Below are 26034 nucleotides of genomic sequence, written 5' to 3'. Positions count from 1 at the left end.
CGCCGCGTGACGGAGAAGACCATGGCAGAAGTCACGGGCGCCGCGCCCCATGCTCTTGCGTGCGAGGAAATCATCGCGGCGCTGAGTGTTGATCGCACCCATGGTCTGACTGCGCGGGAGATCGAAGAAAGGCGCGCCCGTTATGGGGCGAACCAGCTCAGGGCGCAGAAGCCACAAAGCCTGTCGTCGCTCATCGCGCATCAGTTTCGTAGCATCATCATCTGGCTGCTTGCTGCGGCGGCCCTTTTATCCTTTGCCTTCGGGGACCTGGCCGAAGGGATCGCGATCCTTGTCGTTATCCTGTTCAACGGCGCAATAGGCTTTTTCACCGAGCTGCGGGCGGTGCGTTCCATGGAGGCGCTGCTGCGGATTGCCGAGGTGCAGACGCTGGTGCGTCGCGGCGGCCGGGTGCAGCGCATCGATGCCCGCGATCTGGTTCCGGGGGATATCGTGATCCTGGATGCGGGCGATGTGATCACCGCCGACCTGCGCCTTCTGCAGGCCTCGAACCTGCAAAGCGACGAATCGATCCTGACCGGGGAATCGCTGCCCGTCGCCAAGGGAATCTCAGCCCTGCCCGTCCAGACCGATCTGCACGCGCGCAGCAATATGGTCTTCAAGGGCACCGCCATCACCCAGGGCGCCGCAGAAGCCGTGGTCACCGCCACCGGCATGCAGACCGAAATCGGGCGCATCAGCGCGCTGACCGAAGCGGCACAGGCCGAAGTTTCGCCTCTGGAGCGGCGGCTGGACAGGTTGGGGCACCGGCTGGTCTGGCTTACCCTTGGACTGGCGGTTCTGATGGTGGTCGTGGGCGTGATACGCGGCCATGCCCTGATCGACATGATCCGCACCGGGACTGCACTTGCGGTGGCCGCCGTGCCCGAAGGGCTGCCCATTGTCGCGACCTTGTGTCTTGCACGCGGCATGTGGCGCATGGCGGCGCAGAACGCGGTCATCACGCGGCTCTCCTCGGTCGAAACCCTGGGGGCGACAACCCTGATCCTGACAGACAAGACCGGCACGCTCACCGAGAATGAAATGGCCGTGGTACGCTATCTCTTTGCGGATGGTGACAGGGCGCTGGATCATGGCAAATTTGCACCCGGCGACGGGCGGCTGAACCTCGCCCTGCGCATCGGGGCCTTATGCAACAACGCCACCCTAGCCGCCGCTGCGGCAGAAACCAGCGGCGAGCCGATGGAAGTCGCTCTGTTGCACGCGGCCCGAGGCGCCGGCATGAACCTGCGCAGCCTTGAAGAAACCTGCCCGCAGGTTGCCGAACACGCCTTTGATCCCGGCCACAACATGATGGCCAGCGTCCACGCCGAGGGTGATTGTTTCTTCTATGCCATCAAGGGCGCTCCCGAAGCCGTGCTTGAGCAGTGCACGCATGAATTTCATCCGGACGGCCCCGTGCCGCTGGATGCAACCGCGCGCAGGGCCTGGGCAGACCGGCAATCCGCCGCTGCACGCGAAGGTCTGCGGCTTCTGGCGCTTGCCACCAAACAGACAAGATCCCCCGATGAAGACCCCTACGAGGGGCTGGCCCTGGTGAGTCTGGTCTGTTTCCTCGACCCTTTGCGCGCCGATGTGCCCGATGCAATCCGCTCTAGCCTCGAGGCGGGGGTTCGCGTGGCAATGATCACCGGAGATCACGCCGATACTGCCGCCACCATTGCCCGGCAGGCCGGACTGGCCGAAGGTGGTCTGCATGTCATCGAAGGCAAGGAGCTGCGCGATTTCGACCCTGAAACGGTCGACCCCGATCTGCGGGCGCGGATTCTGTCCGCGGATGTCTTTGCCCGCGTTGCTCCGGAAACCAAGCTGAGCCTCGTGCGTCTGTTTCAAAAGGCAGGCCACGTGGTGGCGATGACCGGGGACGGGGTGAACGATGCGCCTGCCCTCAAGAAGTCCGACATCGGGATTGCCATGGGTCAGCGCGGCACGCAGGTCGCCCGTGAAGCTGCCGATGTGGTGCTGAAGGATGATGCCTTTGGCACCTTGATCATGGCCATGCGGCAGGGCCGGGTGATCTTCGACAACATCCGCAAATTCGTGGTCTACCTGATGTCCTGCAACGTCAGCGAGGTTCTGGTTGTCGGCATCGCCGTGGGCGCGGGCCTGCCTGCGCCGCTTTTGCCGCTGCAGATCCTGTTCCTGAACCTTGTAACGGATGTCTTTCCCGCCTTTGCGCTGGGGCTGGGAAAAGGAGATGAGGGCATCATGTCCCGCCCGCCGCGCGATCCCGCCGAGCCGATTGCCGGGCGGCCCGAATGGTCCCGGATCGGATTCCTGAGCGGCGCGATCACCGCTGCCACCCTGACCGGTTTCCTGCTCGCCCTGTTCTGGCTCGACCTGCAAGAGGAGCAGGCCGTGAGTGTGGCCTTCCTGACCCTGGCGCTGGCACAGCTGTGGAATGTCTTCAACGTGCGCAGTACGGGCGGAGGGCTTTGGGTCAACGAGGTCACGGGCAATCCCTACGTCTGGGGCGCGCTCGTCCTGTGTTCTGGCCTGATCGGCGCTGCGCTTTGGCTGCCGGGCCTTTCGGATCTGCTGCGCCTGCCCGATCCCGGCCCTGCCGGACTTGCGCTTGCCGGCGCGCTCAGCCTTGCGCCGCTTGTCATCGGGCAGGTTGCCTTGATCCTCAGGCTTTGGCAAAGGCAGATGCCAAAGCCGTCGGCATCCCCGATCATCCCGTTCAAAGAGAGCGACGTTGGACCTGATTGACCTGCTCCTGGCCGGAACGGTCGTCTTCACCGCCGCGGTTCTGCGCGGCTATTCCGGCTTTGGCTTTTCCACCATCCTGATGGCCGGGCTGATTTTCTGGCTGCCCGCCAGCCAGATCGTGCCCATGTCCATCGCGCTTGAGATCATCGCCTCTCTGGGCCAATCGCGCAGCGTGCTGCGGGATGTGGACCGGCGGGCGCTTGGTCTGCTGCTGCTGGCCGGATTTGTCGGCAATCCGCTGGGTGTTGCCCTTTTGGGCCATGTCCCGGATCAGGCGATGCGCATCGGCATTCACCTGTTGATCCTTGGAGCGGTGATCACGCTGCTGCTGCGCCCGACGCGACCCACCGAGCCAGGCGCAGCCCTGTATCTTATGGCCGGGTTTGTTGCCGGGGTGGCAAACGGTGCAACCGCGATGAGCGGCCTCGTGCTGGGCCTGTTCTTTTCGACCACGGCGATCAGCTCCCGCGCGATGCGGGCCACGATGATCGCCTATTTCTTTTTCACCGATATCTGGGCCGGGGGGCTGCTCGCCGCATCAGGCCACTATACTGCGCAAACACTCTGGCATATTGCCGCTGCCTTGCCGATTCTCGCGGCAGGTGTCTGGCTTGGAGGACACCGCTTTGCCCGCTCTGCCGCAGCCAGAGGGGCACAGGCGGCGGTGCATGAGCAAAGGTTCCGCCGCGCCGTTCTGTGGCTGCTGCTCGCGCTCTGTCTGATCGGATTGGCGCAGGCCGTTCTTTGATCAGGAAACCCGCGCCCAAAGGTAGTCGGCCAGATGGTCGAAACTGTCCATCTCGCCATAGTCGGCCTCGGGCATGTCCAGTCCAAAGCGTTTGCCAAGGGCGGTCACAAGGTTCAGGAAATCGATCGAGTCGATATCGAATTCATCGCGCAGATCGGCGCTTCGGTCGATCTCCTCCAGCGGGATATCGGGCGCAATGCGGGTCAGCTCTTCGCCAAGCGCCTGTTCGATGTCGCTACGGGTCATAGGGTCTGTGGCTCCTGCAGAAATTGGTCGATGGCGCGCAGGAACAGCGCGCCGCGGTGGCCATCGCCGACGCGGTGGTCGGCGGCCAGTGTCAGGGTTGCAATCTGGCGGGGCACCACGTTTCCGTCCACAACGAAAGGGCGCAGCGCGGGCGAGCCGATGCCGACGATGGCCACCTGCGGCGGGTAGATCACACCGAAAAGACCATCGACACCGCGATCACCGAGGCTGGTCAGGGTGATCGTGGCCTCCGACAGCTCGCGCGCCCTGAAGCGCCCCGCGCGCACCCGGCCAATCAGCTCGCGCATCTGCGCCATGAGGGTATCCCGCTCTTGCGCAGCCACATCAAACAGCGCGGGCGCCACCAGCCCTCCGCCGCGCAGCGCGATGGCCAGGCCGATATGCGCGGCCTCGGCTGGGGTGAAGGTGCCGCTCTCAAAATGGCCGTTGAACTCCGGGTATTTCTTCAGCGCCCGCGCCATGGCCCGCAGGTAGAAGACCGGCGGCAACAGGCGGTCCTCGGGGGTGCGATCGGCGTTCACCTCAGCGATAAACTCGGTCAGCGCGGTCAGATCCACCTGATGGCTGAGGTAGAAATGCGGGATCTCGCGTTTGGAGCGCGACATGGCGGCGGCAATCGCCTGACGCATCGCACTGAGACCTGTCTGTGGTTCGGGTTTATCGCCTGCCTTGAGATGGGCAGCCACATCGCCGTGGCGGAGCGGCCGGCCGGGCGTCACCTTGATTGTGCCGAGGTCGACACCCTCCTTGGCCGCCAAGCGCCGCGCCGCCGGAGAGGCAGCGATGCGCGTATCGTCAGAGACAGGGCTGTGCGCAGGCCCCGGTTCGGGCGCCCGTTCCACGACGTGCGGCGCAGGCGTGGGCTGCGGTGTCGCGGCCCCCTCCTCTGCCTCCTCACCCGTATCGATCCGCGCCAGCGGGGTGCCCACCGGAACCCGCGCCCCGACGGCCAGCAGCCACTCCGTGACAGTGCCAGTCTCGAAACACTCGATCTCGATCGCGCCCTTCTGGGTTTCGACAACGGCGATGATATCGCCGCGCGCAACCGGCTGACCGGCGGCGATCACCTGGTCCACCAGCGTTCCCGCCTCCATGTCCGCCCCGAGCGAGGGCATCAGGAAATCGCTCATGGCGCCTCCCCCATCACGCGGTGGGCGGTTCTGACAATCTCCTCCACCTGCGGGATCGCGGCCTGCTCCAGATGGGCCGCATAGGGGATCGGCACCTCGGCACTGCAGACGCGCGCCAGGGGCGCGTCCAGATCCCAGAAAGCCTCTTCCGCCAGGATCATGCCGATCTCGGCGGCGAGGCTGCCGGTTTTCCAGCCCTCGTCCACCATCACAGCGCGGCGGGTCTTGCGCACCGAAGCCAGGATCGTCTCGGTGTCGAGGGGGCGCAGGGAACGCAGGTCGATCACCTCGGAGTCGATGCCCTCCTGCGCAAGCGCCGCGGCGGCCTCCAGCGTCTTGAACAGGGATCCGCCATAGGTGATCAGCGAAACATCCGTCCCCGCGCGCCGGATCACGGCCCGGTCGATATCCACAGCACCGGCGTTTTCGGCCAGCTCTCCCTCGAGATTGTACAGCATGACGTTCTCGAAAATCAGCACCGGGTCGGGATCATTGAGCGCGGTCCAGAGCATGCCGCGCGCATCCTCGACCGTGGCAGGCGCCAGAACCCGCAATCCCGGAATATGGGCGTACCAGCCTTCCAACGAATGCGAATGCTGCGCCGCCAGCTGCCGCCCCGCGCCGGTAGCCATGCGGATCACCACGGGCACGCCGAACTGGTTGTTCGACATGTGGCGGAAGGTGGCGGCGGTGTTGAGGATCTGGTCCAGGGCGAGAAGCGAAAAATTGACGGTCATCACCTCGACAATGGGCCGCATCCCGGCCATCGCAGCGCCGATCCCGGCACCGGTGAAACCGGATTCGGACAGGGGCGTGTCGCGGATGCGGTCCTCGCCGAACTGATCGAGCAAGCCTTTGGAGACCGCATAGCAGCCGCCGTAGCGCCCGACGTCCTCTCCCATCAGGAAAACGCGAGGATCGCGGGTCATCGCATCAACAATGCCTGCGCGCACCGCCTCGCGGTAGGTGGTGGTGACCATGTTGCCGGGCGGTACGACCTCAGGCGGTGCAGGCCTGTCAGGCGCCATGACATAGCGGGTGAGGTCCGCGACTGGTTCATCCGTGCCGCCCTCGGCAAAGGCGACGGCCTCGGCAATCTCGGCGTCCACCTCGGCGGTGATCTCCGCCACTTCTCCGGCATGGAGCAGGTTGTTCTCCTCGGCCCATGTTTGGAAGCGGACAATCGGCCCCTTGGCGCGCCAGTCCTCCACCTCATCCTTGGGGCGATAGAGCTGGGCGTCAAACATGGAGTGGGCGCGAAATCGATAGGTCCGGCATTCGAGGAACTGCGGCTTGCCCGTCTCGGCGATGGCTTTCAGCGCCTTTCGCGCTGCCCCTTCGACGGCGACGATATCCATGCCGTCCACCACATGGCTGTCGATGCCATAACTGGCGGCCTTTGCGTGGATATCGATCTCGGATTCCGAGCGCTCCAGCGCCGTGCCCATGGCATAGCCGTTGTTTTCACAGACGAACAGCACCGGCAGACCCCAAAGCGCGGCGAGGTTCAGGCTTTCGTGGAACTCGCCTTCGGCCACGGCGCCCTCGCCAAAGAAACAGGCGGTGACGGCGCCCGTGCCCTGCATCCGGTCGGCCAGCGCAAGACCCGCCGCCAGCGGCAGCCCACCGCCGACAATGGCATTGCCGCCATAGAAGTTATGGTCGCGGCTAAAGAGATGCATGGATCCACCGCGCCCCCCGGCGCAGCCCTCCGCCTTGCCGTACATTTCCGCCAGGACGCTGCCCATGGGGATGCCGCGCATCAAAGCATGGCCGTGCTCGCGGTAGGTGGCGACCACCCGGTCCTGCGGGGACAACAACGGTATGATGCCCGCCGCGATCGCCTCTTCCCCGTCGTAAAGATGCAGGAAGCCGCGGATTTTCTCGCGGGTGTACAGCTCGGCGCATGTGTCCTCGAACCGTCGGATGCGGATCATCGCCTTGAGAAGGTCGCGCAGGTGCGTGTGATCGAGGCGGGGTTTCACGTGGTCGATGCTCATGTCTCGTCGCTTTCCAGGGTAGAGATATCGCCCTCGGGCAGGCCCAGCTCGCGCGCTTTCAGAAGGCGGCGCATGATCTTGCCGCTGCGGGTCTTGGGCAGGTTCTGGCGAAAGGCGATTTCCTTGGGGGCAACGGCCGGTCCCAATTTCTTGCGGGCGTGGCCCAGAAGATCGAGGCGCAAGTCCTCGGACGGCTCAAAGCCCGGTTTCAGCGCCACATAGGCCTTGACCAATTCGCCTGCGGTTTCATCGGGAATGCCGATCACGCCCACCTCGGCCACAGCGGGATGTTCGATCAGGGCGCTTTCCACCTCGAACGGGCCGATGAGGTGGCCGGCACTCTTGATCAGATCATCGGCGCGGCCCACGAACCAGAAATAGCCGTCCGCGTCGCGCATCGCGAGGTCGCCGGTCAGGTACCAGCCATCGCGGAAGCATTTGTCGTATCGCGCCTGTTCATGGAGATAGCCGCGCATCATCGAGGGCCAGCCCGCGCGCAGGGCCAGTTCTCCCATGGTGTGCGGCTCTGTCACCTCGTGCAGGGCTCCGGTTTTCCCGTCTCTTTCCACAATACCGGCCTTGATCCCCGGCAGAGGCTGGCCCATTGAGCCGGGTTTCACATCCGTCGCGGCATAGTTGGCGATCATGATCCCGCCGGTTTCGGTCTGCCACCAATTGTCGTGAAAGGGGCGACCGAAGGCCGCGTTGCCCCAGATCACCGCCTCTGGGTTCAAGGGCTCGCCGACACTGGCCATGAAGCGCAATGACGAGAAATCATAGCCCTTCATCGCCTCAACCCCGGCCTTCATCAGCATGCGGATGGCGGTGGGGGCAGTGTACCAGACGGTGACGCCTTCGCCTTGCAGGATGTCATACCAGCGGGTGACGTCGAACTCCGACTCATCCACGATCATGGAGACCCGATTGGTCAGGGGTGCCACGATCCCGTAAGAGGTGCCGGTGACCCAGCCGGGATCTGCGGTGCACCAGTAGACATCCCCTGCCCGCAGATCGAGCGCGATATGGCCGGTCCAGTTGTGGGCAACCACGGCCTCATGCACATGCACGACACCTTTTGGCTTGCCGGTGGTGCCGGATGTGAAATGCAGCAAGGCAGTGTCTTCGGGATCCATGGGTTCAGTCTCGAAGGCATCCGGGGCACTTCGCATCAGATCCGCCAGCGACAGCGTTTCCGCGGGCGCGTCATCGATGACGAAAACATCCCGCAGATCCGGGAGCATGGGGCGCAGGGATTTGACCTTGCGCGTGTAAAGCCGCGCGGTGGTGATCAGCGCATTGGCCCCGCCGATCTCCATCCGGGCGCGGATCGGCTCGGGACCGAAGGCCGAGAACAGCGGGCAGAAGGTGCACCCGGCCTTTAGCGTGCCAAGCGCGGCAATATACAGCTGTGGCACCCGCCCGAGCAGCGCATAGACCCGGTCACCCTTCTGAAACCCTCGGGCGCGCAGGACATTGGCAAAACGGTTGGCCTCGCGCTGCAGATCGGCATAGGTGAAATCGTGCCGGTGGCCGCTTTTCGTGATCCAGCGCAGCGCCAGCTGGTCTCCGTGACCTGCGGCAACATGGCGGTCGATGGCTTCATGGGCGATGTTCATCTTGCCGTCCGGCAAACCATCCACCAGCGCCCGCGCATCCGCCCAGGAAAATGTGGCGCTGAGGGAAGCGTAGTCGGTCATGTTGGAGACGATCTTGACGCCATCCGATTTGGTTATCCGCGTGTCTTCCATGCGCATCCTCCCCCGGCTTCACCATAGCAAGGTTAAGCAGATTATCCGAGGGCGCAGATGATCAAGCTCAAGGCAGGCGGAATTCTCTGTCACCCGCACTCTCCGCAAGGGACAACCAGGAATGCCTCCTGCCCTGCGCATATCCTCAGGCCTTTTCCCGGCCACCCCGCGCCACCCAGTAGATCGCCGGGATCACCAGCAGCGTCAGCGCGGTCGAGGTCGCAAGCCCGAACAACAGCGAGATCCCCAGCCCCTGGAAAATCGGATCGACCAGGATAAAGGCCGCCCCCGACATCGCCGTGATCGCCGTCAGGAAGATCGGCAGAAACCGCACGCCCCCCGCCGCCAAAAGCGCATCATGCAATGACCGCCCATGCTCCTGCTCGCGCCGGATGAAATCCACCAGAAGGATCGAATTTCGCACGATGATGCCCGCAAGGCTGATGAAACCGATCATCGACGTGGCCGTGAACGGCGCATTGAGCGCCCAGTGGCCCAGCGTGATCCCGATCAGCGTCAGGGGGATCGGCGTCATGATCACCAGCGGCAGCTTGAAGCTGCGGAACTGGCCGACGATCAGGAAATAGATCCCGATCAGCGCCGCGCCAAAGGCCGCGCCCATGTCGCGGAAGGTGACATAGGTGACCTCCCACTCGCCGTCCCACAAAAGGATCGGTTTGCTCTCATCCATCGGCTGACCGTACAGCGTGACCTCGGGCTTCATGCCCTCGGGCCAGTCGCGGGCGTCGATCTCATCCTGCACCGCGATCATGCCATAGATCGGCGCCTCGAACCGGCCCGCCAGGTCGGCGGTGACCATTTCCAGATCCAGCCCATTCTTGCGGAAGACCGGCCAGGAGCCCTGCTCGACCGAAACCCTGACAACCTCGCCCAGCTCCACATTGCCCTGACCGATGCCGGCGGGACCACGCGCGGGCAATGGCGTCGCCAGCAGGGATTCGGTCACCTGGCGGCGTTCCTCGCTCAGCTTCATGCTGATCGGGATGGGCCGCACCCCGCCACCGCGCTGGGAATAGCCGACGGTGGTGCCATGGAACAGCAGCGACAGCGTGTCATAGACCGCGCTTTGCTCGACCCCGTGGAAATCGAGGCTGGCCTGATCAATCTCGATCCGGAGGCGCTCGGGCGGGCGGCCGAAACTGTCATCCACATCGACGATGAAATCCACATCCGTGAAAATCTCGCGCAGGCCGGTTGCAACCTCGCGCCGGGTGTCTGGATCCGGGCCGTAGACCTCGGCCAGCAGGGTTGCCAGAACCGGCGGGCCCGGCGGCACCTCCACCACCTTGACCGAGGTGCCTGCGGGCAGATCGACCCGTGCCAGTCGTTCGCGCAACTCCAGCGCGATGGCATGGCTCTGGCGGTCGCGTTCCTCGGAATCCGCGAGGTTGATCTGCAGATCGCCCAGCTCCGGGTTCTGGCGCACGAAGTAGTGCCGCACCAGCCCGTTGAAGTTGAAGGGCGCGGCAGTACCCGCATAGGCCTGGATGCTTTCGATCTCGGGGATCTCTCCGGCGGCACTGGCCAGCGCAAACAGCGCACGCTCGGTGTCTTCCAGCGTGGCGCCTTCCTCAAGGTCGACGATCACCTGCACCTCGGACTTGTCGTCAAAGGGCAAGAGCTTCACCACCACCGACTGGGTGGCGAAGAGCGAGACAGACGCACCGGTGCCCACAAAAACGAGGATCAAAAAGATCGCAGCCCCGGTGCGGCTGGCCAGCAGGGGCCGTGCAATGGCGCGATAGATCCGGGCCATGCGGGTGTCTTCGCCGTGGCCATCCTCGCCGCCGCCATGTGCCGGGGCAGCGCCCGCGTTCTTGCGCTGAAGGCGCAGCATGATCCAGGGCGCAAAAATCACCGCCACAAAAAAGCTGAGGATCATCGCCGCGGATGCATTGGTGGGAATGGGGCTCATGTAGGGGCCCATCATGCCGGACACGAACAGCATCGGCAGCAGCGCGAATACGATGGTCAGCGTTGCGATGATCGTCGGGTTGCCCACCTCGGCGACGCCGCGCAGCGCGACCTTGGTCTTGTCGCCGGTGGGATCCAGCCGCCAGTGGCGGGCGATGTTTTCCACCACCACGATGGCATCATCGACCAGGATCCCGATCGAGAAGATCAGCGCAAACAGCGATACCCGGTTGATGGTGAAGCCCATCAGGTATGACGCGGCAAAGGTCATCAGAATGGTGGCGGGAATGATGATCAGCGTCACAACCCCTTCGCGCCAGCCAATGAAGACCACGATCATCAGAAAGATCGACACGCTGGCCCCCGCAAGATGCGAGAACAACTCGTCCGATTTCTTTTGCGCCGTCTCGCCGTAGTTGCGGGTGACTTCCACCTCCAACGCATCGGGCAGGAAATCGCGCTTGGCGGTCTCCAGCCGTTCCAGCAGCTCCTTGGCCACGTTGACCGCATTGGCGCCTTCGCGCTTGGCAAAGGCAAGCGAGACCGCAGGGCGCGGCGTCGCCTCGCCGGGGTGCAGGGTCCAGGCGCGGTTATCCGCATCGGCGGGGGCAATGCTGACGCGGGCGACGTCCTTCACATAGACAGGCCGCCCATCCCGCGTGGTGACCAAGAGCAGACCAAGGTCCGGCTGCCCCACAAGGCTTTGACCACTCAGAAGATCCAGCGAGGCCCCCGTCTGGCGCACCCGGCCCAGCAGCTCGGACCGGTTGGCGTTGCGCACTTTCTCCGCCAGTTGCTCCAGCGTGACGCCGTATAGGGCCAGCGCGGCGGTGTCCGGCTCCACCCGGATCTCGGTGCGGCTGTCGCCGACGATATAGGTGCGGCCCACGTCATCGGCCTTGGACAGCTCCGACATCAGCTGCGATGCGACCTCGCCCAGATTGGCGCGATCCCACCGCTCTGCCTCATCGCGCGGCAGATCCGCGCGCGGGGCGAGTGACAGAACCAGAATGGCGACGTCGTTGACCCCGCGCCCGATGATCAGGGGCTCCGGGATGCCGATGGGCAACTGGTCGAAATTGGCGCGGATCTCGGAATGGACCCGCAGGATGGCATCGTCCTCGGGCACGCCCACCTCGAAACGGGCGGTGGCCATGACCCGGTCATCAAAGCTCTGGCTGTAGACATGTTCGACGCCGGGCAGGCGCGTCAGCAGCGCCTCGATCGGTTTGGCGACCAGCTCCACCGCATCATCGGCGGCCAGCCCGTTGGCCTGGATGAAGACATCGACCATGGGAACCGAGATCTGCGGCTCTTCTTCGCGCGGCAACAACAGAAGCGCCACGAAGCCGAGGATCAGCGAGGCAATCAGCAACAAGGGCGTCAGGGGTGAATTGATGAAGGCGCTGGAAATCGAGCCGGCAATGCCAAGGGACTCTTCGGCGCGCTCGTTTGGCGTGTTCTCGGTGCTCATTTCTGCACCGCCTCATATGCGGTCAGCCGGTCGCCGGGTTTCAGTCCCGCCAGAACCTCGATCCCGCCGTCGACGCGCACACCGGGCTGGACCACCACCTCTGCCCCGCTGTCGAGCCGCGCGAAGGTCACGCCATTGCGCTGCTGCAGGTAGGCCTCGGGCACAACGATGGCCGGGCGCTGGCCGGTGGCGATCAGCAGGCGGACGCGTTCACCGACAAAGAAATCACCAAGGCCCTCGGCCTCCACATCCACAACGACCTGACCCGCAACCAGTTCGGGGTAGATCTTGGCGATGCGGCCATCACTTTGCGCCTCTGCGCTGGTCAACTCGCCGCGCGCCAGGATGCGGACGGTTTCCCCCGCTTCCAGGTAGCGGGCGTGGCGTTCAGGCAGTTCGGTGCGCAAGACGAAATTCTCGGTCGCGATCGTGGCAATGGTCTCGCCCGGATTGACGAACATGCCCTCAACAACCGGCACGCTGAGGATCCGCCCCGCCTCGGGCGCGCGCACGATCCCTTCGGCCTGACGGGCCAGCAGCAGATCGCGCTGCGCCTGCTGGGCGGCATGATTTTCCTCTGCCACACTCAGCGCGGTCTGCGCCTGATCCACCGCTGTTTTGGGCGAGGCGCCACGTTCCCGCAATTCCAGAACACGGGCCAGATCGATCTCGGCCAGGGCAATCTGTGCTTCAAGCGCGCGGATGCCCGCTTCGACCCCGGCGATTTCCAGCGCCAGCTTTTCATCCTCGACTCGGGCCAGAACCTGACCGGCGGCAACGCTATCGCCTTCTTCCGCACGCAGCTCCACCAGGCTACCGGACAAGCGGGCGCGGGCCAGCGCCCGCTTGACGCTTTGCACCTTGCCAAAGACGGGCCGCCAGTCCGAAACCTCGCGCAGTTCGACATCAAACGACTGCGCCATCGCCCCCTGCGCAGTTGGCACGCACAGCAGCAACAATGCGACAGGCAGCGAAAAGACTTGGATCAGAAAGCGCATGTTCGTTCCTCTTGAGGGCCTGTGCAGCGCAAGGGATCAAGTGCACGGCGGCGGCATTGAGAGCCACATTCAGCAAAATCGATGTATCTGGCTTTGACTTATCTCAAGCCAGCTTTCCAAAGGTCGCGCAAAAAACAAAGCCCGTATATCGTGGAAAAGCCAATAAATCTCGTGTTTGCTGATCCAAGAAGGCAGATAAGGAAAGAGGACGTCAGATGGATCGCGCCCAGATCGTGCATCAAAATTTCCTGGACCGGGTCGCGGCAGGACAGCTGCCAGCCGGTGCCCCCCCGCGAGAAGGATTGTCTAAAGACGTGGCCGTCGCCGTCTACCGCGCCCAGGTGCTGAGCCGGGCGCTGGATCTGACCAGCCGCGCCATGCAGAAGGCCGGTCAGGGGTTCTATACCATCGGATCCTCGGGTCACGAAGGGATGGCCGCCGTCGCCCGGGCGCTGCGTCCCGATGACATGGCGTTTCTGCATTACCGGGATGCCGCCTTCCAGATTGCCCGCGCCGACCAGGTGCCAGGGCAGCGCATCGCCTGGGACATGCTGCTGTCCTTTGCCTGTTCCTCCGAGGATCCGACCTCGGGCGGGCGGCACAAGGTTCTGGGCTCCAAGGCGCTGATGATCCCGCCGCAGACCTCGACCATCGCCAGCCATCTGCCCAAGGCCGTGGGCGCGGCCTATTCGGTGGGCGCGGCGCGGCGCCATCGCCCCGAACATCAGCTGCTGGCCGACGACAGCATCGTCATGTGTTCCTTCGGCGATGCCTCAGCCAACCACTCCACCGCGCAGGGGGCGATCAACACGGCGGGCTGGACCTCGGTACAGTCGATCCCCCTGCCCTTGCTGCTGGTCTGCGAGGATAACGGCATCGGCATTTCCACCAAGACGCCCGCAGGCTGGATCGAATCCTCGATGGCGGGGCGGCCCGGCATCAAGTATTTCAAGACCGACGGGCTGGATCTGTTTGAGGCCTACGCCACCGCGCTGGAGGCCGCAGACTACGTGCGGACGCGGCGCAAGCCCGCCTTCCTGCACCTGCGCACCGTGCGCCTTTATGGCCACGCGGGCGCCGATGTGCCCACCACCTATCTGGCAAAGGCCGAGGTCGAAGCGGATGAGGCCAACGATCCCCTACTGCATTCCGCGCGCCTTCTGGCCGAGGCGGGCGCGCTGGAGCCGCAGGAAGCACTGAAGATCTACAATGACACCTGCGCCCGCGTCGAACGCATAAGGGCCGAGGTCATCACCCGCCCGCATCTGAAAACCGGCGCCGATGTGGCCGCCAGCCTGATCCCGCCCGCGCGGGCCTGTGCGCCGACCAATGGCGTGCCGCCGGAAAAGCGGGCCGAGGTCTTTGGCAGCGATATGCGCGCCATGGAAGACCCCCAGCCCATGTCCCGGCTGATCAACTGGGCGCTGACCGACCTGATGCTGGAACATGGCGAGATCGTCATGATGGGCGAGGATGTCGGCCGCAAGGGTGGCGTCTATGGCGTCACGCAAAAGCTGCATCAGCGGTTCGGACCGGACCGGATGATCGACACGCTGCTGGACGAACAATCCATCCTCGGGCTGGCGATTGGCATGGGGCACAACGGCTTTCTGCCGATGCCGGAAATCCAGTTCCTCGCCTATCTGCACAACGCCGAGGACCAGATCCGCGGCGAGGCGGCGACGCTGCCGTTCTTTTCCAACGGGCAGTTTTCAAACCCGATGGTGCTGCGGATCGCCGGGCTTGGCTATCAAAAGGGGTTCGGCGGGCATTTCCACAACGACAACTCGCTGGCCGTTCTGCGCGACATTCCGGGGATCGTGATCGCCTGCCCTTCGGACGGGGCCGAGGCCGCGATGATGATGCGCGAAGCGGTGCGCCTTGCGCGCGAGGAACAGCGCGTGGTGGTTTTCGTGGAGCCCATCGCGCTGTATCCGATGCGCGACCTGCATGAGGCCAAGGACGGCGGCTGGATGCGCAGCTACCCGGCCCCGGATCAGCGGATTTCGCTCGGTGAGGTCGGCATTCATGGGGATGGAACCGATCTGGCCATCGTCACCTATGGCAACGGTAGGTATCTTTCGACCCAAGCCAAGGCCGAACTGGAGGCCAAAGGCATCAAGACCCGCGTTATTGACTTACGCTGGCTGGCACCGCTCCTGGCGGAGGCGCTGCTGGAGGCCACCAAGGGCTGCAAACATGTGCTGATCGTCGATGAATGCCGCACCACAGGCAGCCAGTCCGAGGGGCTGATGGCGCTGTTCACCGAGGCTGGCGTCACCTCGCTTGCCCGCCATGCGGCCGGGGACTGTTTCATCGCAACTGGGCCTGCCTATGCGGCGACGCTGCCGTCGAAGGAAAGCATTCTGGCCGCCGCCCTGGACCTGACCGGAGGTGCAAAATGACCCGCACGGCCGTTCTGATCTGTCCCGGACGGGGCACCTATAACAAACCCGAACTCGGCTATCTGCACCGCCACCACGGCGACAATGCAGACCTGTTCGCAGGCTTTGACGCCCAGCGCGCCGCTGCAGGTCAGGAAGGGGTAACGGCGCTGGACGGGGCCGACCGGTTCTCGGTCGCGAAATATTCCCGCGGAGATATCGCCTCACCGCTGATCTATGCCGCCGCGCTGGCGGACGCGCAGTCGCTGGCGGACGATATCGAGGTGGTCGCGGTCACCGGCAACTCCATGGGCTGGTATATCGCCCTGGCCGCTGCAGGCGCGCTGAGCGCAAACGATGGCTTCACCGTGGTGAACACCATGGGCAAGCTGATGCAGGAGCAGCTGATCGGCGGGCAGCTGGTCTATCCCTTTGCAGGCGCTGACTGGCAGAACGATCCCACCCGCAAGGCTGAGCTGCTTGCGATCGTGGCCGAAATCGACGCCCGCGCGGGCCACGATCTGGCGCTGTCCATTGATCTGGGCGGTATGCTGGTCTTGGCCGGGAATGAGGCAGGCCTGTCTGCCTTTGAATCTGCCGTGCCGGTGGTGGATGAGCGTTTCCCGATGCGGCTGGCCAATCACGCGGCGTTCCATACCTCCCTTCAGGCCCCTGTCGCCGCCGAGGGGCGCAAGCGTCTGGGCGCGGGCATGTTCAGCCAGCCGAAGGTGCCGCTGATCGATGGGCGCGGCCATGTCTGGTGGCCCGGCGCGACGGACACGCAGGCGTTGTGGGGCTACACGCTCGGCCATCAGGTGGTGGAGTCTTACGATTTCACCCGCGCGGTGCAGAACGCTGCATTGGAGTTTGCGCCGGATCTGTTCATCGTCACCGGCCCCGGCACCACCCTGGGCGGTGCGGTCGCGCAATCTTTGGTGCATGCGGGCTGGCAGGGGATGAATGGCAAGGAGGGCTTCAAGGCGCGTCAGGCCAAGGCGCCCTTCCTCATCTCCATGGGTGATGACGCGCAGCGGGCGCTTGTCACCGGCTAAAGCCTAGACCGGTCCATGGTCGGCGGCGCATTGGCTGTGATCACCCAGCGCCGTCAGCACCTTGCACTCTCCGCCATTGCCACCGTCACAGAGATGGGCAATGCGCTCCAGCTCGGTTGCCAGTTGCTGGAGCCGAGCAATGCGGGCGCGTACCTGATCAAGCTGGGCGCGGGCGATGCGGTTCGCCTCGGCGCAGTCTGCGCCCAATTCGCCATCCAAGGCCATCAGCACCTTGATGTCCTCCAGTGCAAAGCCAAGGTCGCGGGCGTGCTTGATGAAGCCCAGCGCCTCCAGCCCCTCCTGGCCATAGCGACGCTGGTTGCCCGCGTTGCGTTCGGCAGGCGGCAGCAGGCCGATCTCCTCATAGTATCGGATAGTGGGCACCTTGACCCCGGTGGCCTTGGACAGCGCGCCGATGGAAAACATCGCAGATCCCTCTTGAACCTCTAGTGACTAGAGGCCCTAGGTTGACCTCGAATCAAGATGAAGGACAAGTGCAATGGCAGGATGTTGCGGGCATGAGGCGCGGTTCGACGGGATGTCGGCGGCCTACAAAAAACGCTTGTGGGTGGTGATCGCAATCAACGCGGGCATGTTCGCGGTCGAGATGGGCGCGGGCCAGATGGCAGGCAGTCAGGCGCTGAAGGCGGACGCGCTGGATTTCCTCGGTGATGCGCTGACTTACGGGATTTCACTGGCCGTCATTGGTGCCAGCTTGCGCACCCGCGCTCTGGCGGCGCTGGCCAAGGGGATCAGCCTGCTTCTGATGGGGCTCTGGGTGTTCGGATCAACCCTCTACCACGTCTTTGTTCTGGGCGTGCCGCAGGCCGAGGTGATGGGTGTGATCGGGTTCATGGCGCTGGCGGCCAATGTGACCTCGGTGCTGCTGCTGGCGGCCTACAAGGACGGGGATGCCAATGTGCGCTCGGTCTGGCTGTGTTCGCGCAACGATGCCATCGGCAATGTGGCGGTGATGATCGCGGCGCTGGGGGTCTGGGGCACCGCCACCGGCTGGCCCGATCTGATCGTGGCCGGGATCATGGCCGGGCTGTTCCTGAATTCCGCCTGGCAAATCCTTGTGCAGGCTATTGCCGAACGGCGCGAAGATCTGGCGCATCAGCACTGAAGACAAGGACGGCGCCTGCCGGGGGGCAGGCAGGCGCAGCCCGACCTGTCGGCCGGGCAAACCTCAGGCAAACAGCCCGGCATAATCCTCTCGCAGGGCTTTTTTCTGCACCTTGCCCATGGTGTTGCGCGGCAGGGCACCCGTCAGGATCACCTCTTTGGGCTGCTTGAATTTGGCCAATTGCCCGGACAGCGCCGCCTTCACCGCCTCAGGACTGGTGCCTTCGCCCGTGGGCACAACCACGGCCACCACAGCCTCGCCAAAGTCGGGATGCGGCACGCCGATCACCGCGCTTTCCAAGACGCCGGGCAGATCGTCGATCAGGCTTTCCACCTCTTTGGGGTAGACGTTGAAACCGCCAGTGATCACCAGATCCTTTTCCCGGCCCACTATGGTGATGTAACCGTCTTCGTCCATCCGGGCCATGTCGCCGGTGATGAACCAGCCATCGGGCAGCAGTTCCTCGGCGGTCTTTTCCGGCATCTGCCAGTAGCCTTGGAAGACATTCGCCCCGCGCACGTGCAAGACGCCGATCTCGCCCTGCGCAACCTCCTTGCCATCCGCCATGATCCGCGCCTCGACCCCCGGCAGGGGAAAACCCACGGTGCCCGCGCGGCGCTCGCCGTCATAAGGGTTGGAGGTGCTCATATTGGTCTCGGTCATCCCGTAGCGTTCGAGGATGCGATGGCCGGTGCGGGCCTCCCATTCCTCATGCGTGTCCACCAGCAAAGGCGCCGAGCCGGAGATGAACAGGCGCATGTTCTCGGCGCGTTCGCGCGTCAGGCGCGGATCCGCCAAGAGGCGCGTGTAGAAGGTCGGGACCCCCATCAGCGCCGTGGCGCGCGGCATTGCCTCCAATATTTCATCAGCGTTGAAGCCCTTGAGGAACACCAGCCGCGCCCCGGCCAGAAGCGCCACATTGGTGGCCACGAACAGCCCGTGGGTATGAAAGATCGGCAGCGCGTGGATCAGGACATCCCTGTCGGTGAACTGCCAGTAGTCACGCAGCATGAGCGAGTTCGAGGCGAGGTTCTCATGGCTCAGCATCGCGCCCTTGGAACGCCCCGTGGTGCCCGAGGTATAAAGGATCGCCGCCAGATCATCCGGCCCGCGCGGCACCGGATCAAAGCCGCCGCGCCCCACAACGGCATCGGTGAGGCTGCCCAGACCCTTGCCATCCAGTGTCATCACGCGGGCGTCGCCTGCGATTTCGGCAATGTCATCTTCGCGGGCGGGATCGCAGACCACCACACGGGGGCTGGCATCGCCCAGAAAATAGGCCACTTCGGGCGTGGTATAGGCGGTGTTCAAGGGCAGGAAGACGCCCCCCGCCATTACCGTGCCAAGGTAAAGCTGGATCGCTTCGATGGTCTTTTCCACCTGCACCGCCACCCGATCACCGGGTTTGACGCCCATCCCGACCAAGGCCGCCGCATTCCGCTCAGCCCCTGCGAACAATTCGCCAAAGGTCATGCTGGCCCGCGCCGGGAAGGTGGCAAAGTTGCGCGTCTCGTGACCAATAGAGGCCGCGCGCAGCCGCGAAATCAGGTGGTTGGCGTCATACATCGGCAGCATCCTTCGTCACATGCCGCTATCTGCGCCATAGCAGGGCGGGAAATCAAGCCGTTGATCTTGGTAGGGGCTGCAAATCGTGTTGGTCCGCTTAGAGGCCAAAGCAATCTACACTACATCGCAAAGATTTCTTCACTTTCCTCGGAAAAGCGCCCGCGCTCAGAGAAGATATCTAAAACGTATTTCGCAAATTGGGACAGTCGCACCCACTCCCTCGACGCCCTAAACCATTCGATATCCCATGTGTCTTCTTCGGTTGCGTCAGCAGCAACTTCTGCAAGCTGAATAAACTCGGCGATAGCTTCTTTTTCTGCTTCACTAAACACCTTAGGTGCCTTTTCGAAGTCGAGAGGCAGCCAATCATCTACCATGTTGATCGTCTCAAATGCCCCCATCGAAGCGATGTCCTCAATAGAGGAGTGTATTTCGAACAATTCGATCACACGGTTGCGAAGCCTTTGGTAGAGTAATTGCTGACTAATTTCTTCCATTCAGCATTCTTGGCACCGAGAAAGTCATATCTCAAGGTCGGTTTTGTCCCCCTCTCCGCCCAACACGAATTGCAGACATCTCCTTGATCTTTGCCCCGCACGGGCGCAGGTTCCTGCCCATGACGAAGTCCTTAACATCGCATCGACCTGTTCTTGCCATCCTGCTCAAGGTGGCAGCCATCGGGCTGTTCACCATGCTGTCGGCGCTGATCAAGGCGGCGACCGAAGAGGTTCCGGCCGGTGAGGCGGTGTTCTTTCGCTCCTTCTTTGCGATTCCCGTCATCGTCGTCTGGCTGGCACTGCGGGGCGATCTGCGGGACGGGCTGAAGACAAAGAACCCGATGGTGCATGTCTGGCGGGGGCTAGTCGGGACCTCGGCCATGGGGATGACCTTCCTTGGACTGGGCCTGTTGCCGCTGCCTGAGGTCACGGCCATCGGCTATGGCACGCCGATCTTCACGCTCATCCTTGCGGCGATCTTTCTGGGTGAGACCATTCGTCTGGTGCGCATCTCTGCCGTTGCCATTGGTCTGGTTGGGGTGATGATCATGATCTGGCCGCGCCTTGGCTCTGGTGCAGATCTGTCTGACGGCGCAACGCTTGGGGCGCTGCTGGTTCTTGGGGCGACCATCGCTCGGGGCTTTGTACAGATCCACGTGCGCCGCATGGTGATGACCGAGCCGACCGCCGCCATCGTCTTCTATTTCTCGCTGACCGCCTCGGCCCTGTCGCTGCTGACGCTGCCCTTTGGCTGGGTCATGCCCAGCGCCGAGGTTCTGGCAATGCTGATCGGGGCGGGTCTTGTGGGTGGGATCGCGCAGATCCTTGTGACCTCCTCCTACCGGTTTGCCCCGGCTTCGATGCTGGCGCCCTATGACTATGTCTCGATGGTGTTTGCGATCCTGCTTGGCTATTTCTGGTTCGACGAACTGCCGACCCTGGTGATGCTGGCAGGCGCCACGCTGGTGATTGCGGGCAATGCGCTGGTGATCTGGCGCGAAAGTCGCCTGGGGCTGGAGCGCGGCAAGGCCCGCTCCCTCACCGATCCCAAGGGCGGGTAAGGCAATTGACCCCGGCAGTTACGCCGGGGTCAATCCTGATTTCGATATCAGATCCGCAGATCAGATGCTGGCGCCCTTTGGATCCAGCGTGATCTTCCACAGCTCCTGATCGGCGCGGTCCATCAGGCGCACGGTCATCTGCTGTGTGGCGCCATCGATGTCTACCAGGCCGAAGAACTGCAGCCCTTCGGAGGGCGGCAGGTTGGCTTCACCGTCTTTCGGGGCTTTGACGAATTTCACCTCGGGGCCAAAGGTGCCGTCCAGTGCGTTCGGGCCAAAGGTGCCGGCATGCAACGGACCCGAAACGAATTCCCAGAAGGGCTCGAAGTCCTGGAAGGCGGCCTTGTCCGGGTTGTAGTAATGCGCGGCGGTGTAATGCACATCGGCAGTGAACCAGACGGTATTGTCGATCTTGGCGGTCTTGATGAAGCGCAAGAGGTCGGCGATTTCGAATTCGCGGCCCTTGGCGCTGCCGTTGTCGCCGTTCGAAATCGCCTCGACCCGCTCCCCATCACGGACCACAAGGCCGATCGGCATGTCGCAGGCGATGACCTTCCAGGTGGCGGTTGAATTCGCCAGCTCACGCTTGAGCCAGGCGATCTGCTCGGCGCCCAGAAGCGTGGTCGCCTCATCCGCAGGGTTGTCCTGCAGGCCCAGGCTGTTGCCCGCACGATAGCTGCGCAGATCAAGGAAGAAGACATCCAGCATCGGACCATAGCCGATCTTGCGGTAAACGCGGCCTGGCTCAGCAGGGGTATAGCTGATCGGCGTCATCTCGTGGAACGCCTGCGCCGCGCGGGAGGCCAGCACATGCACGTTCTTCTCGGTGTAGCGGTCGTCGCCGCTCAGATCCTTGGCATCGGACCAGTTGTTCACGACCTCATGGTCGTCCCACTGGAAAAAGGTCGGGCACAGGGCGTTCATTTCGCGCACATGCTCGTCCATCATGTTGTATTTCCACTGACCGCGGAATTCGTCGAGGGTCTCGGCCACCTTGCGCTTTTCCTCGATCAGGGTGGCGTTTTTCCAGATCAGCTGGCCGTCCTTTTCGACCTCATCCTTCATCGGTCCGTCCGCATAGACGGTATCGCCCGAATGGATAAAGAAATCGGGACGGTGCTGGGCCATGGTGGCATAGGTGCGCATGCCCTCGTCATCGATGCCCCAGCCCTGACCGGCGGTGTCGCCAGACCAGGCAAAACGCACGTCGCGGCGCGAGGTGGGCGCGGTGCGGAACTGGCCCATGATCGGCTCTGACGTGGCCTGCAGATCGTTCAGGTCCGCTGCCACGAAACGGTAAAAGATATCCTGATCGGACGGCAGACCGTCCACCAGACGTTTGACCGAAAAATCGCTTCCGGGCAGCGCGTTCATCGGTGCCAGCTTGCGCGCGTTGGCAAAGCTCTCGGTGGTGGAAACTTCCATCATCACCCGCGCAGGGCGGTCGGTGCGGGTCCAGATCATGCCGGACATGGTGCCTACGTCACCCGACTGAACACCGTGGGTAAAGACCGGGCGCGCGCCGGCGCGGGAGATCGAAGGCGCCGCCAGCGAAGCAGCAAAAGCGGTGCCGCCCGCCAGGAAGGCCCGGCGGCTGGGACGCATAAAGCGATGAGAAGACATGAGTTTTCCCTGTCTGTTGCAGTTGAATAGGTGCCGCCAGACAAACAGGGCGAATGTAAATTCTACCCGTACTCAAAATGAAACTTTGGAGACTCTTTTATGACGGCCGGTGCGCCATCCGCTCAAGAACCTTCAAGCCGGGCGCGCAGGGCGTTCACGCGATCTCGCAGCTCGATCAGCTCTTTCAGGTCACCGCCCATCGCCTCGATCACACAGGTCGAGATGTGGCGCGCCTCAGCCCGCAGCGCCTGCCCCTTGTCGGTCAGGGTCACGATCAGGCTGCGCTCATCTTCTGGATTGCGGCGGCGCGTCAGATAGCCCGCGCTCTCCATCCGTTTCAGCAGCGGCGTCAGGGTGTTGGTCTCCAGATCCAGCCGCTTGCCCAGATCGCCGACCTTCTGCGCGTCATTCTCCCATAGGGCGACCAGCACCAGATACTGCGGATAGGTCAGGCCCAAGGGTGCCAGCAGCGGCCGGTACAGCCGCGTCAGCGCATGGTTTGCCGAATAGACGGAAAAGCACAAAAGGTCGTCGATTTTCAACATCTGATCCATGCCACAAATTTATGTCGCGCGCGCCCTAATCGCAAGCGGTTGATTTTTGCGTACCACAGACTATTTATATCGTACACGATATAATCGCACGCGATTCGAAAGGAAGAGAGATGTCCATCACAGCGATCTACACTGCAGGCGCCACCGCAACCGGCGGGCGCGACGGCAAGGCCAGCATCCACGGCAGCGAGGTGAGCTTTGATCTCGACCCGCCAAAGGAAATGGGCGGCGGCGGCAAAGGCAGCAACCCCGAGCAGCTGTTCGCTGCCGGCTACGCCGCCTGCTATATCGGCGCGATGAAGTTCGCGACCACCCAGGACAGCACCCTTGCAAAAGTCCCGAATGACGTCTCCGTAGACGCCGAGGTGGGCATCGGCCCCCGCGCCGAGGGCGGATTTGGCCTTTCGGTGAAGCTGAAGGTTTCGATGCCCGGCGTGGACAAGGCCGAGGCGCAGCGCATCGCCGATGCGGGCCACGCCATCTGCCCCTATTCCAACGCCACACGTGGCAATATCGAGGTCACCACCGAGGTGGTGTGACCACTGCGCCAAACAGCGTCCGCGGCACCGCAGGTGCTTACACGGAAAAAGCGCGGGCCCTCGGGTCCGCGCTTTTGCATTCTAGGTCCGGCAGGATAGGATCAGCTGCGCACCAGAGCCTCATAGGCTTCGGCGATTTCACGAGTCAGAGCACCCACTTCGAATTTATACGGGCCGATCTCGCCCACCGGAGTGACCTCGGCGGCGGTGCCGGTTAGCCAGCACTGCTCGAATCCTTCCATTTCCTCGGGCATGATGTGGCGCTCATGCACGGTGATGCCCTTGTCCTTCAGCATCTGAATGACAGTCTGGCGGGTGATCCCGTTGAGGAAGCAATCGGGTTTCGGCGTGTGCACCTCGCCATCCTTCACAAAGAAGATATTGGCGCCGGTCGCCTCGGCCACATAACCGCGGTAATCCATGAACAGCGCATCCGAGCAGCCCTTGGCCTCGGCCTTGTGCTTGGAGATGGTGCAGATCATGTAAAGGCCGGCCGCCTTGGCGTGCACCGGGATGGTCTCCGGGCTGGGGCGTTTCCATTCCGCGATGTCCAGCTTGGCGCCCTGCATCTTGGCATCGCCATAGTAGGCGCCCCAGCCCCAGACAGCGATCGCCATGCGAACCGGGTTGCGCGCCGAGGCCACGCCCATGTCCTCACCGGCGCCGCGCCAGACCAACGCGCGCACATAGGCGTCGGTCAGCCCGGATGCCTTGAGCGTCTCTTCCTTGGCCGCCTCGATCTGGTCCACCGTGTAGGGCATCGGCATGTCCAACGCCTTGGCCGATGCGATCAGGCGTTCGGAATGCTCGCGGCTCTTGAAGATCTTGCCGTTGTAGGCGCGCTCACCTTCGAAAACCGAGGAGGCATAGTGCATCGCATGGGTCAGGATATGCACCTTGGCATCCCGCCATTCGACCATTTCCCCGTCCATCCAGATCAATCCGTCACGGTCATCATATCCGGCCATGCCGCACCCTCCCTAACACCTAGCGATATTTTCATAAGTTGCGCTCGAAATGACCGGATCGGACATTTTGTTGCGCCAAAGCTGCGATTCGATACATCTTCACCCTTGGAATGTCAATAACGCTGACTTAAACTGGCAGTGAGCGCAGGCCGGAAGACCAACCGGAACAGGACCAAAAAGGGGGACAGCCATGCCGGAAGGACGATCGGGGCAGGGATTTGGCGGCGAAAGCCTTTTGTTCCTGACGGACGAGCAGCTGCGCCAGGGCATCGAGGCAATGTTCTTTGCCTACCGTGGCTTTACCGCCGACCCAGACAGGATCCTGGCCGAGATGTCCTATGGACGGGCGCACCACCGGGCGATCCACTTCATCAACCGTGCGCCAGGCACCACTGTGAACAACCTTCTGACCATTCTTGGCGTGACCAAACAATCGCTCAACCGCGTGCTGCGCACCCTGATCGACGACGGCCTGGTCGAAAGCCGGGTCGGCACCACCGACAAACGCGAGCGCCATCTCTATCTCACCGAACAGGGCATCGCGCTTGAGACCGCCCTGTCCGATGCCCAGCGCGCCCGGATGCGCACCGCCTATAAAGAGGCCGGTCCCGAGGCCGTGCAGGGTTTCAAGAAGGTGCTCGAGGCGATGATGGATGCCGACATGCGCCGCGCCTACACCAAGCTGCGGGAGTCGGGCGCATGAGCGGGTCTGACGCGCATCTGATGATCGTAGATGATGACGAACGCATCCGCAGCCTCCTGAAGAAATTTCTCATGCGGGCCGGATTCCTGGTGACCGCAGCCCGAGACGGCGCCCATGCGAGGCGGCTTCTGGCAGGGCTGGATTTCGATCTGATCATCATGGACGTGATGATGCCCGGCGAGGATGGCGTCAGCCTGACGCGCTCGTTGCGGGAAACCATGACGACCCCGATCCTGCTGCTCACGGCCAAGGGCGAAACCTCGGACCGGATCGCAGGGCTTGAGGCCGGGGCGGATGACTATCTCTCCAAACCCTTTGAGCCAAAGGAACTGGTGCTGCGCGTCAATGCGATCCTGCGGCGCATGCCCGATACGGTGGCCGAGGACAGCGTGCCAAAGGTCCTGCACCTAGGCGACATCCGCTATGACATCGAGCGCGGAGAAATGTGGCAGGGCGAAGAGCTGATCCGCCTCACCGGTACCGAAAGCCAGCTGATGAAGATCTTTTCCGCTTGCCCCGGAGAACCCGTCAGCCGCGCCAAGCTGGTCGAGGATCTGGGACGCGACCGCGGCCAGGCGCAAGAGCGCGCGGTGGACGTTCAGATCACCCGCCTGCGCCGCAAGATCGAAGCAGACCCCAAGCAGCCGCAATACCTGCAGACCGTGCGCGGCGCGGGCTACATGCTGGCCCCGGACTGACAGCTTCACGAGATCGCCGTTCAGTTCCACGCTGTCAAAGCTGTCACTCAATCAGAAATAGCGCGCGTCCGGCCCCGCCGGACGCACATGCGACATTCACGATGTCACATGCAGCTTCGCATATGACGGAGCGGTAGAACGCACGACTGATGGGATGCCAACGTCCGGCGTAGCCGGGCTCTGAGGTCTGCGGCGGCCATCATGAGTGCGCTTTTGACAGTTTCGGCCCGGCT

Annotated in this window: 21 protein-coding genes; 9 read left to right on the top strand and 12 right to left on the bottom strand. The window is 63.3% G+C overall.

Annotated features, from left to right (window positions below):
• The first annotated feature begins 21 nt into the window (after positions 1–21).
• Together AADA15_RS15305 and AADA15_RS15300 are read left to right on the top strand one after the other, a co-directional pair.
• Positions 22–2730, top strand: a complete 2709-nt coding sequence (locus AADA15_RS15305; protein ID WP_341642426.1) for a cation-translocating P-type ATPase — start codon at positions 22–24, stop codon at positions 2728–2730.
• Positions 2717–3478, top strand: a complete 762-nt coding sequence (locus AADA15_RS15300; RefSeq protein WP_341642425.1) for a TSUP family transporter — start codon at positions 2717–2719, stop codon at positions 3476–3478. The genes AADA15_RS15305 and AADA15_RS15300 overlap by 14 nt, the downstream gene beginning before the upstream one ends.
• Here AADA15_RS15300 and AADA15_RS15295 read toward each other — a convergent pair whose 3' ends face one another.
• The 6 genes from AADA15_RS15295 to AADA15_RS15270 form a co-directional block, all read right to left on the bottom strand.
• Positions 3479–3724, bottom strand: coding sequence for an acyl carrier protein (locus AADA15_RS15295; RefSeq protein WP_341642424.1), 246 nt, complete (start codon positions 3722–3724; stop codon positions 3479–3481).
• The gene (locus AADA15_RS15290) at positions 3721–4875 is read right to left on the bottom strand and encodes a dihydrolipoamide acetyltransferase family protein (RefSeq protein WP_341642423.1); all 1155 of its coding nucleotides are present in this window, start codon (positions 4873–4875) and stop codon (positions 3721–3723) included. Before AADA15_RS15290 ends, AADA15_RS15295 begins: the two co-directional genes overlap by 4 nt.
• Entirely contained in the window at positions 4872–6875 is a 2004-nt protein-coding gene (gene pdhA, locus AADA15_RS15285; RefSeq protein WP_341642422.1) for a pyruvate dehydrogenase (acetyl-transferring) E1 component subunit alpha, read from the bottom strand. Before pdhA ends, AADA15_RS15290 begins: the two co-directional genes overlap by 4 nt.
• Entirely contained in the window at positions 6872–8623 is a 1752-nt protein-coding gene (gene acsA, locus AADA15_RS15280) for an acetate--CoA ligase (protein WP_341642421.1), read from the bottom strand. Before acsA ends, pdhA begins: the two co-directional genes overlap by 4 nt.
• Before the next feature lie 145 nt (positions 8624–8768).
• Positions 8769–12032 (bottom strand): efflux RND transporter permease subunit, encoded by a 3264-nt coding sequence (locus AADA15_RS15275; protein WP_341642420.1) that lies wholly within the window; start codon positions 12030–12032, stop codon positions 8769–8771.
• Complete coding sequence (locus AADA15_RS15270) at positions 12029–13030, bottom strand: efflux RND transporter periplasmic adaptor subunit (RefSeq protein WP_341642419.1); 1002 nt, start codon at positions 13028–13030, stop codon at positions 12029–12031. The genes AADA15_RS15275 and AADA15_RS15270 overlap by 4 nt, the downstream gene beginning before the upstream one ends.
• 215 nt (positions 13031–13245) lie before the next feature.
• Between AADA15_RS15270 and AADA15_RS15265 the strand changes: the two genes are divergently transcribed.
• Both AADA15_RS15265 and AADA15_RS15260 read left to right on the top strand, forming a co-directional pair.
• Positions 13246–15435 (top strand): dehydrogenase E1 component subunit alpha/beta, encoded by a 2190-nt coding sequence (locus AADA15_RS15265; protein WP_341642418.1) that lies wholly within the window; start codon positions 13246–13248, stop codon positions 15433–15435.
• Positions 15432–16466 (top strand): ACP S-malonyltransferase, encoded by a 1035-nt coding sequence (locus AADA15_RS15260; protein WP_341642417.1) that lies wholly within the window; start codon positions 15432–15434, stop codon positions 16464–16466. The genes AADA15_RS15265 and AADA15_RS15260 overlap by 4 nt, the downstream gene beginning before the upstream one ends.
• Before the next feature lie 3 nt (positions 16467–16469).
• Here the strand turns inward: AADA15_RS15260 and AADA15_RS15255 are convergent, their stop codons facing one another.
• Positions 16470–16892 (bottom strand): MerR family transcriptional regulator, encoded by a 423-nt coding sequence (locus AADA15_RS15255; protein ID WP_341642416.1) that lies wholly within the window; start codon positions 16890–16892, stop codon positions 16470–16472.
• A gap of 73 nt (positions 16893–16965) precedes the next feature.
• Between AADA15_RS15255 and AADA15_RS15250 the strand changes: the two genes are divergently transcribed.
• Complete coding sequence (locus AADA15_RS15250; RefSeq protein WP_341642415.1) at positions 16966–17592, top strand: cation efflux transmembrane domain-containing protein; 627 nt, start codon at positions 16966–16968, stop codon at positions 17590–17592.
• Positions 17593–17655: 63 nt separating this feature from the next.
• Here AADA15_RS15250 and AADA15_RS15245 read toward each other — a convergent pair whose 3' ends face one another.
• Together AADA15_RS15245 and AADA15_RS15240 are read right to left on the bottom strand one after the other, a co-directional pair.
• Positions 17656–19158: a malonate--CoA ligase gene (locus AADA15_RS15245; protein ID WP_341642414.1), complete on the bottom strand. Its 1503-nt coding sequence runs from the start codon at positions 19156–19158 to the stop codon at positions 17656–17658.
• 119 nt (positions 19159–19277) lie between these two features.
• The gene (locus AADA15_RS15240) at positions 19278–19655 is read right to left on the bottom strand and encodes a hypothetical protein (protein WP_341642413.1); all 378 of its coding nucleotides are present in this window, start codon (positions 19653–19655) and stop codon (positions 19278–19280) included.
• 119 nt (positions 19656–19774) lie between these two features.
• Between AADA15_RS15240 and AADA15_RS15235 the strand changes: the two genes are divergently transcribed.
• Positions 19775–20716: a DMT family transporter gene (locus tag AADA15_RS15235; RefSeq protein ID WP_341642412.1), complete on the top strand. Its 942-nt coding sequence runs from the start codon at positions 19775–19777 to the stop codon at positions 20714–20716.
• Positions 20717–20776: 60 nt separating this feature from the next.
• On the opposite strand, the gene AADA15_RS15230 is transcribed toward AADA15_RS15235, so the two are convergent.
• Positions 20777–22339, bottom strand: coding sequence for an alkaline phosphatase D family protein (locus AADA15_RS15230; protein WP_341642411.1), 1563 nt, complete (start codon positions 22337–22339; stop codon positions 20777–20779).
• Positions 22340–22461: 122 nt separating this feature from the next.
• Complete coding sequence (locus AADA15_RS15225) at positions 22462–22893, bottom strand: MarR family winged helix-turn-helix transcriptional regulator (RefSeq protein ID WP_341642410.1); 432 nt, start codon at positions 22891–22893, stop codon at positions 22462–22464.
• Positions 22894–23003: 110 nt separating this feature from the next.
• Between AADA15_RS15225 and AADA15_RS15220 the strand changes: the two genes are divergently transcribed.
• The gene (locus tag AADA15_RS15220) at positions 23004–23432 is read left to right on the top strand and encodes an organic hydroperoxide resistance protein (protein WP_192964874.1); all 429 of its coding nucleotides are present in this window, start codon (positions 23004–23006) and stop codon (positions 23430–23432) included.
• A 101-nt stretch (positions 23433–23533) separates the two neighbouring features.
• On the opposite strand, the gene AADA15_RS15215 is transcribed toward AADA15_RS15220, so the two are convergent.
• Positions 23534–24400, bottom strand: coding sequence for a branched-chain amino acid aminotransferase (locus AADA15_RS15215; RefSeq protein WP_341642409.1), 867 nt, complete (start codon positions 24398–24400; stop codon positions 23534–23536).
• 190 nt (positions 24401–24590) lie between these two features.
• Between AADA15_RS15215 and AADA15_RS15210 the strand changes: the two genes are divergently transcribed.
• Together AADA15_RS15210 and AADA15_RS15205 are read left to right on the top strand one after the other, a co-directional pair.
• Entirely contained in the window at positions 24591–25103 is a 513-nt protein-coding gene (locus AADA15_RS15210; protein WP_341642408.1) for a MarR family winged helix-turn-helix transcriptional regulator, read from the top strand.
• Positions 25100–25801, top strand: coding sequence for a response regulator (locus AADA15_RS15205; RefSeq protein WP_341642407.1), 702 nt, complete (start codon positions 25100–25102; stop codon positions 25799–25801). Before AADA15_RS15210 ends, AADA15_RS15205 begins: the two co-directional genes overlap by 4 nt.
• Positions 25802–26034: the final 233 nt, after the last annotated feature.

Origin of the sequence: Phycobacter sedimenti, assembly GCF_038148855.1 — a bacterium.
GTDB classification, from domain to species: Bacteria; Pseudomonadota; Alphaproteobacteria; order Rhodobacterales; family Rhodobacteraceae; genus Phycobacter; species Phycobacter sedimenti.
Note: the sequence above shows the minus strand (reverse complement) of the source record. Positions and strands in the feature narration are given on the sequence as shown.